Origin of the sequence: Tomitella fengzijianii (assembly GCF_007559025.1) — a bacterium.
In the GTDB taxonomy this organism is placed as follows: Bacteria; Actinomycetota; Actinomycetes; order Mycobacteriales; family Mycobacteriaceae; genus Tomitella; species Tomitella fengzijianii.
The window spans coordinates 255,700-270,798 of record NZ_CP041765.1; the positions used below are offsets into that span (position 1 = coordinate 255,700).

13 protein-coding genes are annotated in these 15,099 nt (G+C 70.5%); 7 read left to right on the forward strand and 6 right to left on the reverse strand.

The genetic code is table 11. The features are described from left to right. The first annotated feature begins 24 nt into the window (after positions 1-24). From FO059_RS01185 to FO059_RS01195, 3 genes are all read left to right on the forward strand, one after another. Positions 25-2,172, forward strand: a complete 2,148-nt coding sequence (locus FO059_RS01185) for an MMPL family transporter (RefSeq protein WP_143905661.1) — start codon at positions 25-27, stop codon at positions 2,170-2,172. 124 nt (positions 2,173-2,296) lie between these two features. Next, positions 2,297-2,560 (forward strand): metal-sensitive transcriptional regulator, encoded by a 264-nt coding sequence (locus FO059_RS01190; RefSeq protein ID WP_143905663.1) that lies wholly within the window; start codon positions 2,297-2,299, stop codon positions 2,558-2,560. 23 nt (positions 2,561-2,583) lie between these two features. Then, on the forward strand, positions 2,584-2,817 hold the full coding sequence (locus FO059_RS01195; RefSeq protein ID WP_143905665.1) for a YgaP family membrane protein: 234 nt from the start codon (positions 2,584-2,586) through the stop codon (positions 2,815-2,817). Between the two features lie 157 nt (positions 2,818-2,974). Here FO059_RS01195 and FO059_RS01200 read toward each other — a convergent pair whose 3' ends face one another. The 4 genes from FO059_RS01200 to FO059_RS01215 all read right to left on the reverse strand — a co-directional run bounded on the left by FO059_RS01200 (position 2,975) and on the right by FO059_RS01215 (position 4,732). Further along, complete coding sequence (locus FO059_RS01200) at positions 2,975-3,235, reverse strand: metal-sensitive transcriptional regulator (protein WP_143905667.1); 261 nt, start codon at positions 3,233-3,235, stop codon at positions 2,975-2,977. A gap of 1 nt (position 3,236) precedes the next feature. Continuing rightward, positions 3,237-3,635 (reverse strand): DUF302 domain-containing protein, encoded by a 399-nt coding sequence (locus FO059_RS01205; RefSeq protein WP_143905669.1) that lies wholly within the window; start codon positions 3,633-3,635, stop codon positions 3,237-3,239. Positions 3,636-3,833: 198 nt separating this feature from the next. Then, positions 3,834-4,400 carry a DUF3558 domain-containing protein gene (locus tag FO059_RS01210; protein ID WP_143905671.1) on the reverse strand — a complete coding sequence of 189 codons (567 nt, stop codon included), beginning with the start codon at positions 4,398-4,400 and terminating at the stop codon, positions 3,834-3,836. Then, positions 4,397-4,732 carry a hypothetical protein gene (locus tag FO059_RS01215; RefSeq protein WP_143905673.1) on the reverse strand — a complete coding sequence of 112 codons (336 nt, stop codon included), beginning with the start codon at positions 4,730-4,732 and terminating at the stop codon, positions 4,397-4,399. Before FO059_RS01215 ends, FO059_RS01210 begins: the two co-directional genes overlap by 4 nt. Before the next feature lie 143 nt (positions 4,733-4,875). Here FO059_RS01215 and FO059_RS01220 point away from each other — a divergent pair, with 143 nt between their 5' ends. Beyond that, positions 4,876-5,748: a DUF559 domain-containing protein gene (locus FO059_RS01220; RefSeq protein WP_143905675.1), complete on the forward strand. Its 873-nt coding sequence runs from the start codon at positions 4,876-4,878 to the stop codon at positions 5,746-5,748. A 75-nt stretch (positions 5,749-5,823) separates the two neighbouring features. On the opposite strand, the gene FO059_RS01225 is transcribed toward FO059_RS01220, so the two are convergent. Both FO059_RS01225 and FO059_RS01230 read right to left on the reverse strand, forming a co-directional pair. Beyond that, positions 5,824-8,133, reverse strand: a complete 2,310-nt coding sequence (locus tag FO059_RS01225) for a heavy metal translocating P-type ATPase (RefSeq protein WP_143905677.1) — start codon at positions 8,131-8,133, stop codon at positions 5,824-5,826. Positions 8,134-8,190: 57 nt separating this feature from the next. Beyond that, positions 8,191-8,400, reverse strand: coding sequence for a heavy-metal-associated domain-containing protein (locus FO059_RS01230; protein WP_143905679.1), 210 nt, complete (start codon positions 8,398-8,400; stop codon positions 8,191-8,193). A gap of 245 nt (positions 8,401-8,645) precedes the next feature. Here FO059_RS01230 and FO059_RS01235 point away from each other — a divergent pair, with 245 nt between their 5' ends. The 3 genes from FO059_RS01235 to FO059_RS01245 all read left to right on the forward strand — a co-directional run bounded on the left by FO059_RS01235 (position 8,646) and on the right by FO059_RS01245 (position 15,033). After that, positions 8,646-9,353, forward strand: a complete 708-nt coding sequence (locus FO059_RS01235; protein WP_233266856.1) for a PaaI family thioesterase — start codon at positions 8,646-8,648, stop codon at positions 9,351-9,353. 42 nt (positions 9,354-9,395) lie between these two features. Further along, entirely contained in the window at positions 9,396-10,838 is a 1,443-nt protein-coding gene (locus FO059_RS01240) for an MDR family MFS transporter (protein ID WP_168226568.1), read from the forward strand. A gap of 637 nt (positions 10,839-11,475) precedes the next feature. Beyond that, positions 11,476-15,033, forward strand: a complete 3,558-nt coding sequence (locus FO059_RS01245; RefSeq protein WP_143905681.1) for an indolepyruvate ferredoxin oxidoreductase family protein — start codon at positions 11,476-11,478, stop codon at positions 15,031-15,033. The last annotated feature ends 66 nt before the right edge of the window (positions 15,034-15,099 follow it).

A 15,099-nucleotide genomic window follows, 5' to 3' on the forward strand; every position in this document is an offset into this window, starting at 1 on the left:
CGCGCGGATGTTCGGACGCGGCCGATGAGCACCGTCACCGCCCCCCGCCCGGACGAGAAGCAGGCCGTGGGCGGAGTGCTCGCCAGGCTCGGCGCGACGATGGCAGGGCGCGCCAAGTGGGTGTTCGGGGCGTGGCTGATCGTGCTGATCGGCTTCGGCGCGGCCGCCCCGTCGGTGTTCAGCTCGCTTGCCGGCGCGGGCTGGCAGGCCAACGGCTCGGAGTCCGTGCAGACCCGTGAACTGGCGCAGGAACACTTCGGCGGCAACGCGTCGTCGGCCGTGCAGGTGGTCGTCCACTCGGAGGACGCCGCCGTCGACTCGCCGCAGATGCAGGCGGTGCTCGGCGAGGTCACGGACGTGTTCACCGGGGACGACCGCTTCGGCGAGATCATTCCGCCGCAGCCGGGCATGACGATCAGCCCGGACGGCCACACGGGGATCCTCATCGCGGGGGCCGGAACCGACCCGGACGGCATGGTCTCCGCCGTCGACGACGTCAAGGGCGAACTCACCGCGCTGTCCGGCGACGGGATCGAGGTCTACCCGACGGGCGCGTCGGCGCTGTGGAGCGACTTCAACAAGGCCAACCACGACGCGATGATCCAGGCCGAGCTGATGTCCTGGCCGATCACGCTCGGCATCATGGTGCTGGCCTTCGGCTCGCTGGTGGCCGCGGGGCTGCCGCTGCTGCTGACGCTTGCCGGGCTGGTCGCGTCCGCAGGCGGGCTCGTGCTGCTCAACATGGTCACGCCGATCTCCGTGTGGGCGATGAACTTCGCGTTGATGTTCGCGCTGGCGCTGGGTATCGACTATGCGCTGTTCATGGTCGCGCGATTCCGCGGAGCACTTGCGGAGTCCGGGAACGCGCGCGCGGCCGTCGCGGAGGCGATGGACACCGCAGGCAAGGCGGTGCTCCTGTCCGGCCTGACGGTGCTGGTCAGCCTGTCCGCCGTGCTGGTGGTGCCGGCGCCGGCGGTCCGCACGATGGCGGTCGGGATCATGCTGGCGGTGGTGTTCGTCCTGCTGGCGACGATGACTCTGCTGCCCGCAGTGCTGGGCAAGCTGGGCGGAAAGGTCAACGCGGCCGCGCTGCCGTGGGCCAAGCACCCCAAGGCGCGTTCGCCGCGGTTCGCCAAGTGGGGCGCACTGCTGCACCGCAGGCCGTGGTGGTTCGCGGCCGGGTCGCTGGCCATCCTGGTGGCGCTGGCGGTGCCGGTGTTCGGGCTCAAGGTCGCGATGCCCTCGATCTCCGTGGTGCCCGAGGACGCCCCGGTGCGCCAGGGCTACGAGGTGGTCCAGCAGCAGCTGGGCGAGGGTGCTCCGGGCATGCTGCAGATCGTCGCGCCGGCAGGCGAGGCGGACGCGACTGCCACGGCCGCCGCCGGGACGGACAGGATCGCGATGGTCACCCCGCCGATGCCGTCGTCGGACGGGTCCGACTACGTGATGCTGCAGGCCATGCCGGACGTCGACCCGTCGGATCCGGCGATGGCGGGGATCGTCGACGACCTGCGCGGCGCGGTGCCGGAAGGTGCTGTGGTGGGCGGCGCGCCCGCGGAGAACCTGGACCTGCAGCAGGCGCTCAACGATTACTTCCCGCTGGTGGTCGGCGTCATCCTGGTGCTCGGATTCCTGCTGCTGCTGTTCGCCCTGCGGGCACCGCTTATCGCCCTGGTCGGCACAGTGGTGAGCCTGCTGTCCACGGCCGCGGCCTTCGGCGTCGCGCGGCTGATCTTCCAGGAGGGTTTCGGATCGGACCTGCTGGGATTCGAGCCGCAGGGGTTCCTCGACGGCTGGGGGCCGGTGTTCTTCTTCGCGATGATCTTCGCCATCGCCATGGACTACACCGTGTTCCTGCTGTCCACCGCAAAGGAGCACTACGAGAAGACCGGTGACGCGGCCACGGCCATGATCGACGGCCTCGCATACTCCGGCCGGGTCATCGCCGCGGCGGCCGTGGTGATGGTGGCGGTGTTCTTCACCTTCGCGCTGGCGGATCCGCTGCCGCCGAAGGAGATGGGGATCATCCTGGGCACGGCCGTCCTGCTGGACGCGGTGCTGGTGCGGCTGGTGCTGCTGCCGGTGACGTTGCGACTGGCCGGTCGTGCGGCGTGGTGGTCGCCGCGGTGGCTGGACAAGGTGCTGCCGAAGATCTCCTTCTCGCACGGGTGAGGCCGGGCCGCGGCGAGGGTCCTGGCGGCCCTCGCCGCGGCTGCGGTGCAGCCACGGCGGCCTGATACCCGCATGGGTATATTCGACGATAGCGGGCGTGGACCCGGAGAAAGGAAGAAGCGCAATGATCGGCGACGAAGAGAGCATCGGGCAGGTGCTCAACCGGCTGCGGAGGGCTCAAGGGCAACTCGGCGGCGTGATCAACATGATCGAAGAGGGGCGCGACTGCAAGGACGTCGTCACACAACTCGCCGCCGTGTCGAGAGCGCTCGACAGGGCCGGGTTCAAGATCGTCGCATCCGGGCTTCGCGAATGCATGACCGGCGACGCCGCCGACGAGGCGATGACGGTGGAACAGATGGAGAAGCTGTTCCTGGCATTGGCATGACCGGGAAGAACGTGGAGGAACGAATGTCTGAATCGAAGGGGCTCCCACGCCACGACGGCTGGTCGGTGGAGCGTGCGGTGCCGATGATGGCGGGCGCCGTCGTGCTCGGCAGCCTGGCGCTGGGCCGCGCGGCCTCGCCGAAGTGGCGGGGGCTCACCGCCTTCGCCGGCGGGAACCTGGTGATGTACGCGTCGGTGGGCTGGTGCCCGGCGTCGCTGGCCATGCAGAAGCTGGGGCTGCGCCGCATCGGTGGTTGATGCCGGTGCGATGAAGCGCCCGGTCGGGATCAGATCCCGGCCGGGCGCTTCGGCTTGTTCGGAGGAGTGTTCGATTCCGCGGTGCAGACGAATGCACTCGGCCGGCCCGGTGATCCGAGCCGGCCGAGCGCATTCCTTGTTCGGTTGTCGGCTGCCCTCAGGCGAGGGCGAGGAAGAGCTTCTCGAGCTTCTGCCGGCCTTCCTCGGGCGGCACGCCGGTGGTTTGGCAGTGCTCCAGGCCGGTGGCGACGAGGGCGTATCCGCCGCGACTGATCGCCTTGTTCACGGCGGCGAGCTGCGTGAGCACGTCCTCGCAGTCGGCGCCCGATTCCATCATCGCAATCACCTTGCCGAGGTGGCCCTGGGCCCGCTTGAAGCGGGTGATCACCGGCGCGACCTCGTCGTTCGGGAGCCGCACGTCAGCGCTCGGACACTGCGGTGAGCATGCGCGACAGAAGCTCGCGGGCCTCGGTGGCGACGTCCTTGAGCTCGTCCGTGCCGGTGAACTCGGGCATCACGTCGGGGTCCATCGCCTCGACGAGCGTGGTTCCGCCGCCCGCATCGGAGACGACGACGTTGCACGGCAGCAGCGCCGCGACGCGCGGATCGGCTTCGAGCGCCTTGTGGGCCAGCGGCGGACGGCACGCTCCCAGGATGATCTTGGGTGCGATGTCGACGTCGAGCTTGGCCTTGAGCGTGGCGGCGAGGTCGATCTCGGTGAGCACGCCGAATCCCACTGCGCTCAGCTCCTCGCGCACTGCGGCGACCGTCTGCTCGTAGGGGGCGTCGACCGTGGTGGTCAGGGTGAAACCGGGCATGTCGGGGTCCTTTCCGGCAGGGGTGTTCAATCTACCCCGTATAACCCCCTAGGGGGATGTGTTGTTCCCCTGGCCTGTTCACGGCCTCGCCCCCGGCCGGCGCCCCGAGCCCCGGGCCTCGCCCCGGCCCCGCCTCGAGTTGGTGGTTCTTCGGTGCTTTCGGGCCGTTTGGGCACCGGAGAACCACCAACTCGGCGGTCACCCTGGCCAGACGTGGTCCATGCGGCGCAGCAGCATGGCGGTGAACGTCTGCGCGGCGTCGCAGTCGCGGGGGAAGGTGTCCGGCATCGGGCTGCGGGGGCCGCCGGTCACCTCGAGGAATCCGTAGCCGACGGTGGCGACCAGGTGGCAGTCCTGGCGTTGCCTTCCGGAAGAGATGATCTCGATGTCGATGGGGTAGTCGGCTAGCGTCGTCCGGGAGACCGGGCCTTGGATGCCGAGGAGGTGGTGGAGTCGGCGGTCGATCCCGTCTCCTGGGCTCGACCCCCGTGACATGAGCGCGAAGGTGTCCTTCTCTGAGCGGTAGCTGCAGTTGCTGCCGATGTCGTCGAGGATGGGCTCAATATGCGCGGGGTGGTGGTATCCGTGCTGAGCGAACCATGCGGTCATCTCGTCGTCGCACGGGTCGAAAAATCCCGGTTCCGGGAACGCGACTTCACTGCTGGGTGGCGTCTGCGCGTCCGACGGCTCAACGCCCGAGCATCCGGCTGCCAGTATTCCGGTCAGGACCGCGATGGCCGCTGCCTGGATTGGGCCGCTGCTCATCGGGAACCGGATTCGCTGAGCGCCGTCGCCGTTGCATGATCCGCGTCGAGGATCAAGGCGCCGCCCCGACGGACCCACGTGGCCAACTCCTCCGCAGCTTCTGCGAATTCGTTGAGTCGGACAACTGCCGAATCTGTCGCACCGAGTGCGAGCTCTTCATACATTCGCTGCAGTTGAAGTATGGACGGCAGGGTGCCCCAGGGCTCGCGCCCGTAGTCATGCGCGAATTTGATGGCCAGCTCCCGCAGCTCCAACGCCGCCTGTTCGTATGCCCCCGCGATCGTGTCGATGGCCTCTTGTGTGACCACGAGTTCCCCGTCGGCCTGCGTCATCGTCCCCCCGTTTCGCCGCGTGCCGGGCGTCACCATACACGCGGGAAGTCGGCTGTGCGCAGGGTTTTCCCCAGGGTGCCGGGTTGTCCACAGCGGCGGGTGAACGGGGAGACGTGGCTGCGCCCGGCGATCACACTGGGGTCATGGGGGAGATGGTGGGCCCGTTCCGGGCGCGGGACGCGATCGTGCAGGGGACCGTCACCGAGCATTACGTGCGCCGGAAGTGCACGCGGGTGCTGCCGGGCGTATACGTGCGGCGTGGAACCGAGCTGACGGCGGTTCGCAGCGCTTATGCGGTGGCGCTCTGGTCGCAAGGGCGGTTCGTGCTGTCCGGGCACACGGCGGCCGCGTTGTGGGGCGCCAAGTGGATCGGCCCCGCTGACAGGCCCGCCTGCAATGCCCGGTCCAAGATCTGCGCGCCCGACGGCGTCGACGTCTACTACGAACGGCTCGCGGGGGAGGACGTCGGCTCGATGCTGGACAACCAGGTGACGCTGCCGGTGCGCACGTCTTTCGACCTCGCCCGCCGGTTGCCCCGGCTGCGGGCGGTCGCGGCGGTGGATGCGATGTACCAGACGAAGCTCGTCACCAAAGATCATCTGCGCGAGTACGCGCGCTCCCGTAATGGCGCGAGGGGGATCAGGCGGGTGCGCGAGGTGATCGAACTGTCGGACGAGGGCGCGGAATCACCGCAGGAGACCAGGACCCGGGTGGCCGTCATCGACGCCGGCCTGCCTCGGCCGGCCGCACAGCGGTACATCACCGACTCGCGTGGAGTCGTGATCGGCCGCGTGGACCTGTGCTGGGAGGAGTGGCGCGTGATCGTGGAGTACGACGGCGACGGGCACTGCACGCGCGAGCAGCTGGCCAGGGACATCAAGCGCTACAACGCGTTCGCCGATGCCGGATGGGCGGTGATCCGGGTGAAGTCGGACATGCTTCGGGAGGGTGCACCACGGCGTGCGCTGATGGCCCAGATCCGCCGGGCCCTCAGGAAGGGCGGCGCACCCCTGTGAGACACCCGCGAGTTGGTGGTTCTCGGGTGCTCGCGCGGGGCGAAAGCACCGAAGAACCACCAACTCGGCAAAGGGCTACGCCCCCGCGCGGGACCTGAACCTCCTGAGTCGCAGGCTGTTGCCCACCACGAACACGCTGGAGAACGCCATGGCGGCGCCGGCGATCATCGGGTTGAGCAGCCCCAGTGCGGCCAGCGGGATCGCCGCCGTGTTGTACCCGAACGCCCAGAACAGGTTGCCTTTGATGGTGCTGAGCGTGCGCCGGGAGAGCCGGATGGCGTCGGCGGCGCTGCGCAGGTCGCCGCGGACCAGGGTGATGTCGGCGGCCTCGATGGCCACGTCGGTGCCGGTGCCCATGGCCAGGCCCAGGTCGGCCTGGGCGAGGGCGGCCGCGTCGTTGATGCCGTCGCCCACCATGGCCACGACCCGGCCCTCGGCCTGCAGGCGGGCCACGACGTCCACCTTGTCCGCGGGCATGACCTTGGCGAACACCTTCTCGATGCCGACCTCGCCCGCGATCTGCTCGGCCACGGCGGTGTTGTCGCCGGTGAGCAGCACGGGGGTGAGCCCCAGGTTGCGGAACTGCGCGATGGCCTCGGCGCTGGTGGGCTTGACCTTGTCGGCCACGGACACCAGCCCCAGCACGCGCCCGTCGGCGGCGACGGCCACCACGCTGCGCCCCTGGCCCTCGAGCTCGCGTTTGCGGGCGGCCAGGTCGTCGGTCAGGTACTGCGACCAGTCGGCCAGCAGGGTCTCGCGGCCGACCACGACCGCCGTCCCGTCGACGACGCCCTGCACGCCCTTGCCCTCGACGTTCGCGAACGACTCGACCCCGGGCAGCGCCCCTACCGCGGCGGCGGCCCCGTCGGCGATCGCCCGGGCGATGGGGTGCTCGGAGGCGTTCTCCACGGCGCCCGCCAGGCGCAGCAGCTCATCGCGGTCGACGCCGTCGGCGGGCACCACGTCGGCCAGGCTCATGGTGCCGGTGGTGACGGTGCCGGTCTTGTCCAGCACGACGGTGTCGACGCCGCGGGTGGCCTCGAGGATCTCGGGCCCCTTGATGAGCACGCCCATCTGCGCGCCCCGGCCGGTGCCCACCAGCAGTGCGGTGGGCGTGGCCAGGCCCAGTGCGCACGGGCAGGCGATGATGAGCACCGCGACTGCGGCCGTGAACGCGGCGGTGGCCCCGCCCCCGATGGCGAACCACACGATGAGCGTGCCGATGGCGATCGCGATGACGATGGGAACGAAGATCGACGAGACCCTGTCGGCCAGGCGCTGCACCTCGGCCTTGCCCGACTGTGCGTCCTCGACCAGCTTTGCCATCTGGGCAAGCTGGGTGTCGGATCCGACGCGGGTGGCCCGCACCCGCAGCCGCCCGCCGGCGTTGACGGTGGCGCCGGTGACCGCGTCGCCTTCGCCCACCTCGACGGGCACGGACTCGCCGGTGAGCATGGACATGTCCACCGCGGAGCTGCCGGAGACCACCACGCCGTCGGTGGCGATCTTCTCGCCGGGACGCACGACGAACTCGTCGCCCACTGCGAGCGTGCCGACGGGGATGCGCGACTCGACGCCGTCGCGGACCACGGCGACGTCTTTGGCGCCCATGTCGAGCAGCGCCCGCAGCGCTCCGCCCGCCCGGTGCTTGGCGCGCTTCTCGAAGTAGCGCCCGGCCAGCACGAACATCGTCACACCGGCGGCGACCTCGAGGTAGATGTTGCCCGCCCCGTCGCCGGCGCTCGCGGTGAAGGTGAAGCCGTGCCGCATGCCGTTCATGCCGGCGGTGCCGAAGAACAGCGCGTACAGCGACCATGCGAATGCGGCGAGCGTGCCCACCGACACCAGCGTGTCCATGGTGGCGGCGCCGTGCTTGAGGTTGGTCCAGGCGGCCTTGTGGAACGGGTACGCCGACCACACGATGACCGGCGCGGCCAGGGTGAGCGACAGCCACTGCCAGTTGTCGAACTGCAACGGCGGGATCATCGCCAGCGCGATCACCGGCACCGACAGGACCACCGCCCCGATGAGCCGCTGGCGCAGAGTGATCAGCTCGCGGTCCTCCGGCTCCTCGGCCGGCCCGTCGGAGGGGGTGGCCTGCTCCGGCTCGGCGGGAGTGGGCAGCTCCGCGGTGTAGCCGGTCTTCTCGACCACGCGGACGAGCTCCTGCGGGTCGTACCCCTCCGGCATGCTGACCTTGGCCTTCTCGGTGGCGTAGTTGACCGTGGCTTCGATCCCGTCGAGCTTGCCCAGCTTCTTCTCGATCCGCATCGCGCACGACGCGCAGGTCATGCCGCCGATGTCGAGGTCGATACCCACGCGTGGCGCGTTCGGGTCGGCGGCCGGCGGTGACTGCGCCGGGGCGGACTCAGATGTTGCAGACATGAGCTTCCAATCAGTGGCTGACGCCCGGGAGCATCCCGGTCGGGGCCGCCGCGGGGACTACGTGCGGCTGGCCTGGTATCCGGCCTCGTCGACGGCGGAGATGACGGCGGCATCGTCCACGGGCTGTGCGGACGAGATGACGAGCTTCCCGTCCTGCGCGCTGACGGAGACGACCTCGACGCCGGGGAGGGTTTCGACCTCTTCCCGCACGGCGCCCTCGCAGTGTCCGCAGCTCATTCCGGTCACGGAGAATTCGGTGGTGCTCATTGCGGGTTCCTCTCGTCGTGGGTGTTCGTCTACTACCGTTCTACCCCTAGGGGGTATGAGGTCAATATACCCATGGGGGGTACCAAGGGCAAGGGGGAGGGGTGAATCCGCCGCGGCGATGCCGACGGGGGCGGTGCTCGGCGACGCCGCGATGGAAGCGACGCGCGTCACATAAGCGGAGGTCGGCGCAACTCAACGATGTTGACCCCAGTACCGTGACGGGATTCGACGTGCGAAGGACGACTATGACGAAGGCGAACAGCGCGGGCGAACGCTCACCGCTCCGATTCTTCCGGCAGGATGACCGGCCCCAGGACCAGATCGACGCCGAGGCGGCGGTGGTGGGCCCGCTCGCCGAGGACCTGCGGGTGCTCAACGAGCTCTCGGTGGTCTCCGAGGTGGACGCGGATGCCGTGGGCCGTGCGCGCGAGCATCTCGAAGCCGCGCGGGCCATCCTCGCCGAGAAGACGCTCGACGGCCCGTACGGGGTGCGGTTCACCGCCGACGGCCGCCAGCGTTCGTGGGGCAACGCGGCCGTGGGTCTGCGCAATCCCATCGCGCCGCCGCTCGAGTTCGTCAAAGACGACGACGGCACGGTGCGCGCCGACTACTTCCTGCGCCGAGGCTACGAGGGCCCGCCCGGGCTCACGCACGGCGGCATCTCCGCGCTGATCCTGGATCAGGTTCTCGGATACACGGCCACGGTCAACGGCTGCCCGGGGATGACGGGCACGCTGACGCTCCGGTACCGGAACCCGACGCCGCTGGGCGCGCTGCACGCGGAGGCGCGGGTCGACCGCATCGAAGGCATCAAGGCTTTCGTCGTCGGGCATATTTCGGACGGCGAAACCGTTTGTGTGGAGGCGGAGGGCGTCTTCATCCTCCCGCGCTGGGCCCGTGAGCGGATGGCGGCCGAAGCTTCCGCGGTCACCGAGGCGCCGGCGCAAGACTGAGCACTGCCGGACACGGGGTACTGAACAGGTGACAAGGAGATCATGACGACGAACGACACGGGGAACATGGCCACGGAAGACACAGCTGCACCGGACACCGCCGCGCCGCGCTCGGGGCTGATCATCGGGATGCTGGTGGTGGCCGCGTTCGTGATGATCCTCAACGAGACCATCGTCTCGGTGGCACTGCCCGACCTGGCGAAGATCCTCGACGTCAGCGCCACCACCGTCCAATGGCTGGCCAGCGGCTTCCTGCTGACCATGGCCGTGGTGATCCCGACCACTGGATTCCTTCTGGAGCGTTTCTCGCCCCGGGGGATCTTCCTGACGGCGATGAGCCTGTTCTCGGTGGGCACGCTGGTGTGCGCCGCGGCGCCGAACTTCGAGGTGCTGCTGGCGGGCCGCGTCGTGCAGGCCGGCGGCACCGCGGTGATGATCCCGCTGCTCATGACCACCGTGATGCGGCTGGTGCCGGAGGACAAGCGCGGCGCGACGATGGGCACGATGGCGATCGTCATCGGCTTCGCGCCCGCGCTGGGCCCCACTGTGGGCGGCGCGATCCTGTCCGGCCTGGGCTGGCGGTGGATGTTCTGGCTGGTGCTCATCCTTGCGGTGGCCATGTTCGCGGTCGGTGCCAGGCGGATGCACGTGCCGGGCGAGACGCGCAAGGTCCCGCTGGATGTGGCGTCGGTGATCATGTCCGGGCTGGCCTTCGCCGGGATCGTCTACGGCTTCTCGCTGATCGGGCAGTCCGGCGACACGGTGATGCCCGCGTGGCTGCCGATCGTCGCCGGCCTGGTGGTGCTGGGCGGCTTCGTCTGGCGACAGATGGTGCTGCAGCGGGAGGACCGGCCGCTGCTGAGCCTGCTCCCGCTGGGCTACCGGCAGTTCACGGTGTCCGTCATCGTGGGCGTGCTGGTGTTCATGTCGCTGCTCGGTGCCGGGGCGATCCTGCTGCCGATGTACATGCAGAACGTCCTGGGGGAGAGCACGTTCGTCACCGGGATCGCCCTGCTGCCCGGCGGCCTGGCGCTCGCGGCGCTGTCGCGCCCCGTCGGCCGGCTCTACGACCGCGTGGGCGCCCGGCCGCTGCTCATCCCGGGCGCGGCCGGGATGGCGGTGGCGCTGTGGCTGTTCGCGCTGCTCGGCGAGGACTCCTCGCTGTGGGCGGTGATCGGCATCGACATCCTCCTGATGGTGGCGCTCGGCGTCATGATGACCCCGATGATGACCGAGGCGCTGGGCGTGCTGCCGGACTCGCTGTACTCGCACGGCAGCGCCATCCTCACCACGCTGCAGCAGGTGGCGGGCGCGCTGGGCAGCGCGGTGTTCGTCTCCGTCGCCACTCTGGGCAGCAGCGGTCCCGCGCTGGACGCCGGCGGCATGCGCGTGGCGTTCGCGACGGCCGGGGCCATCGGCATCGTCGCCTTCGTCGCCTCGCTGTTCCTCAAGCGCAGCGCGCCGGCCGGCGGGCACGGTCACTGACAGGCACTGCACGGAAGACGGCTGTGGCGCGGTTCCGCGGAACCGCGCCACAGCCGTCTTCGTGTCTCTGTCAGCCGCCGGTGATCGCGAAGGCGGCGATCGGCATCGCTCCGGCGATGAGGCACCCCGCACCGCCGATAATGCACGCCGTCAGCTCCCGACGATCTTGTGTACGCAAATTGCGAATCAACTCTCACCCCGCTTCCACGATGCCGGCGCGCGAGATCGCACCGGACACGACTGCAATTCCAGGGCCCGCCGCGCGAGCGCCCACCGCTGATCCGCGCACCGCGTATCCACGCCGCGCACGAAATGTCGACCGTGGCGGGGGAATGGATGCTCGGAGCGGGAGAACAGGCGGGTGGCGTACGCCCGCGGCCCGGCCACGACTCTAGTGCCGGGGTGCGGGAAAGGCGAGGGTGCGTCCGGTCACCACGGCGCCCAGGTGAGGCAGGTGCAGTGTCCCTGATCACATTGGGCAACTGCGAGTCTATGAGACAGGTCACACTGAACGATCTGCATCGTTGAGCGCGAATCCGTTGACGATAAACCCTTCCAAACGCGAGCCTTGCTGCACCGAATGATCCGGTGCCCCGCCCACAAGGCGCGGACACCACCGACCGAACGGTGGAGCGTGATGACCGAGACGACGATCCGCGAGCTCCCGGCGGGACCACAGTCCGCACCGGGGCAGCCCGAGTACGACCTGGACGATCGCTACCGGCCCGGGAGCGGCCGCGTGCTGCTGACCGGCGTCCAGGCCATCGCCCGGCAGTTGGTCGAGCAGCAGGTGCGCGACCTGCGCGCCGGGCGCCGGGTGGGCACCTTCGTCTCCGGCTACCCGGGCAGCCCCCTGGCCGGCGTGGACTCGCTGCTGCACGGCATCCCGCAGGTGCTCGCCGAGCACGACATCGCTTTCACGCCCGGGATGAACGAGGAGATCGCCGCCACCGCGGTGTGGGGCAGCCAGGCGGACCTGGGCGCGGGCACGCCGACGCACGACGGCGTCGTCGGCGTCTGGTACGGCAAGGGTCCCGGCCTCGACCGGGCCACCGACGCCCTGCGGCACGCGAACATGTACGGCGTGAACCCCGCGGGCGGCGTGCTGCTGATGGTCGGCGACGACCCGGCCTCGAAGTCCTCCACCGTGCCCGCGGTCAGCGAGCGATCACTCGCCGCGCTGGGCATCCCGGTGCTGTTCCCTCGCAATGCGGAGGAGATCGTCACAATGGGCCAGCACGGCGTCGCGCTCTCGCGGGCGTCCGGGTGCATCGTGGCCCTCAAGATCGTCGCGGACGTGGCCGACGGTTCCTGGAGCGTCGACGGTGGCGAGCTGACGCCGGAGATCACCGTGCCGCGGATCGAGTGGGACGGAAAGTCCTTCGAATACGTGCAGCGCCCGCTCGCCGCGCCGGGCGACAGCGTGATCGCCGAAAAGGACCTCTACGGACCGCGGCGCGCAGTGGTCGAGGCGTACGGCGAGGCGAACGGGCTCGACGTCATCGAGGTCGACCCCGCGGGCGCCCGCCTGGGCGTCGCCGCCACGGGCACCGCCTTCGACGCGGTGCGCCAGGGCCTCAAGGACCTGGGCCTGGACGACGGCGCGCTGCACCGGGCCGGCATCCGGCTGCTGCGCATCGGCATGCCCTCCCCGCTGGGGACGGCGCGGGTGCGCGAGTTCGCGGACGGGCTCGACGAACTGCTGGTGGTGGAGGACAAAACCGCGTTCGTCGAGGCGCAGATCCGCGAGATCCTCTACGGCACCGCGCAGGCGCCGCGCATCCTGGGCAAGCGCGACCGGGCCGGCCGGCCGCTCATGCCCGTGGACGGCGAGCTCACCACCGGGCGGATGCTGGCACCGCTGCGGCACGTGCTCGAGGACCATGCGCCCGGTCTCATCGCGCCGGCGAAGAGGCCGCTGCCGCCGGCACTGAGCATCGAGCCGCTCTCCGCCCACCGCACCCCGTACTTCTGCAGCGGTTGCCCGCACAACCGCTCGACCGCCCTGCCCGACGGCTCGATCGGCGGCGGCGGCATCGGTTGCCACACCTTGGTGACCGTCTCCGGGCGCACCGACAGCGCCGTCACCGGCCTGACCCAGATGGGCGGCGAGGGGACCCAGTGGATCGGCCAGGCGCCGTTCACCGACGTGCCCCACACGTTCCAGAACCTCGGCGACGGCACCTACTACCACTCGGGGCAACTGGCCGTGCAGGCGTGCGTGGCGGCCGGGGTGAACATCACCTACAAGATCCTGCACAACGACGTCGTGGCGATGACCGGCGCGCAAGACGCCGAGGGCGCGCTCACCGTCGCGGCACTCACCCGCAAGCTGGCTCTGGAGGGCGTCGCGAAGATCATCGTGTGCGCCGACGAGCCGGAGCGGCATCTGACCCGCGTGCCCGCCCGGTTCCGCAGGGCGGCAGTGCGGCTGGGCGTCCGGCGCCCCACCGGCTTCGCCGACAACGCGGAGCTGTGGCACCGCGACCGGCTCGACGAGGCGCAGCGCCTGCTGCGCGACGTCCCCGGCGTCACGGTGCTCGTCTACGACCAGCACTGCGCTGCCGACGCCCGCCGGCAGCGCAAGCGCGGCACCCTTCCCGCGCGCAACACCCGCGTGGTCATCAACCCGGCGGTGTGCGAGGGATGCGGCGACTGCGGCGTCAAGAGCAACTGCCTGTCGGTGCAGCCGATGGAGACCGAGTTCGGTACCAAGACCCGCATCGACCAGACCTCCTGCAACACCGACTATTCGTGCATGGACGGCGACTGCCCGGCGTTCGTCACCGTGCAGGCGCCCGACGGGCCGGCCCCGCGGCACGATGCAGTGCCCGAGCCGCCGGCCGTTCCCGCCCCCGACGACGCCTCCGCCGGGGCGGGCACCCGCAGCGTGTTCATCGCGGGCATCGGCGGCACCGGCATCGTCACCGTCAATCAGGTGCTGGCCACAGCGGCCATGCGGGCCGGGTTCGACGTGGAGTCGCTCGACCAGATCGGGATGAGCCAGAAGGCCGGGCCGGTGGTCTCGCACCTGCGGTTCGCCCGCGGAACCCTGGAACCGGCCAACCGGGTGACCCCCGGCAGCGCCACCGGCATCCTTGCGCTGGACCTGCTCACCGCAGCCGAGGAGCGCAACCTCGCCTACGGGGTCGCCGGTCGCACCCTGGTGGCCGCCTCGACCAGCCGCACGCCCACCGGCGACATGGTCTACGACCGCTCCGTGCACCACCCCGACGAGGCCGACCTGCTCGACCGCGTGGGCGCGGTGGCGCGGCGACTGGAGTCGATCGACGCGCTCGCCGCGGCCGAGGAGCTGTTCGGCGACACCACCGCCGCCAACTTCCTCGTCGTCGGCGCCGCCCACCAGATGGGGGCCCTGCCGATCCCGGCGGAGGCCATAGAGGAGGCCATCGGCATCAACGGCAGGTCTGTGGACCAGAACATCGCCGCCTTCCGCTGGGGCCGCGCCGCCGTCGCCGAGCCCGGGATCTTCGCCGCCGCAGCCGCACCGGCGCATCGGCGGCGGCGCACCGCCGTGCCGCCCGACCTGCGCATGGGCCTGAGTATCGGGGGCGAGGCCCGCACGGTCGCGCTGCTTCGCGCGGGGGAGCTCATCGACTTCCAGGGCGAGGCGCTCGCCGGGCGCTACCTGCGTCGCGTGCAGCGGGCGTGGGACGCGGAGCAGGCCGCCGGCGGCTCCGGGGAGTTCGCCGAGGCCGTGGCGCGCGGGCTCTACAAGCTCACCGCCTACAAGGACGAGTACGAGGTGGCCCGGCTGCTCACCGACCCGGCGTTCGCCGACGCGGTGCAGGGCCAGGTGCCCGGCGGCACGGCCCTCACGTTCAAGCTCCACCCGCCGACGCTCAAGGCGCTCGGCCGTACCCGCAAGGTCGGGTTCGGCCCCCGCTCGCACACCGTGCTGCGGGCGCTCGCCCACGGTCGCCGACTGCGCGGCACCCGCCTGGACCCGTTCGGGCACACCGCGATGCGGCGCCTGGAGCGGGGCCTGCTGGCCAACTACGAGGCCACCGTCGACGGGCTCCTCGCCGAGCTGCACACCGTCGACGGGTACGCCCGGGCCGTGGAGTTCGCCGGGCTGCCGGAGATGATCCGCGGCTACGAGGACGTCAAGCTCGCGAACGTCGAGGCCTATCGTGAACGCCTTGCCGGGCTCGGCATCCCCGACGACTTCTGATCACGCAGACCCGTCGACGTCCGCTCACACCCATTCTCTCCCCGCACAGACCCCTGCACGCCGAGC

Coding starts and splice junctions, on each gene's coding strand:
- FO059_RS01240 (WP_168226568.1), top strand. CDS start 9,396: ATGACGACGAACGACACGGGGAACATGGCCACGGAAGACACAGCTGCA.
- FO059_RS01230 (WP_143905679.1), bottom strand. CDS start 8,400: ATGAGCACCACCGAATTCTCCGTGACCGGAATGAGCTGCGGACACTGC.
- FO059_RS01195 (WP_143905665.1), top strand. CDS start 2,584: ATGTCTGAATCGAAGGGGCTCCCACGCCACGACGGCTGGTCGGTGGAG.
- FO059_RS01225 (WP_143905677.1), bottom strand. CDS start 8,133: ATGTCTGCAACATCTGAGTCCGCCCCGGCGCAGTCACCGCCGGCCGCC.
- FO059_RS01185 (WP_143905661.1), top strand. CDS start 25: ATGAGCACCGTCACCGCCCCCCGCCCGGACGAGAAGCAGGCCGTGGGC.
- FO059_RS01220 (WP_143905675.1), top strand. CDS start 4,876: ATGGGGGAGATGGTGGGCCCGTTCCGGGCGCGGGACGCGATCGTGCAG.
- FO059_RS01205 (WP_143905669.1), bottom strand. CDS start 3,635: ATGCCCGGTTTCACCCTGACCACCACGGTCGACGCCCCCTACGAGCAG.
- FO059_RS01190 (WP_143905663.1), top strand. CDS start 2,297: ATGATCGGCGACGAAGAGAGCATCGGGCAGGTGCTCAACCGGCTGCGG.
- FO059_RS01210 (WP_143905671.1), bottom strand. CDS start 4,400: ATGAGCAGCGGCCCAATCCAGGCAGCGGCCATCGCGGTCCTGACCGGA.
- FO059_RS01245 (WP_143905681.1), top strand. CDS start 11,476: ATGACCGAGACGACGATCCGCGAGCTCCCGGCGGGACCACAGTCCGCA.
- FO059_RS01215 (WP_143905673.1), bottom strand. CDS start 4,732: ATGACGCAGGCCGACGGGGAACTCGTGGTCACACAAGAGGCCATCGAC.
- FO059_RS01235 (WP_233266856.1), top strand. CDS start 8,646: ATGACGAAGGCGAACAGCGCGGGCGAACGCTCACCGCTCCGATTCTTC.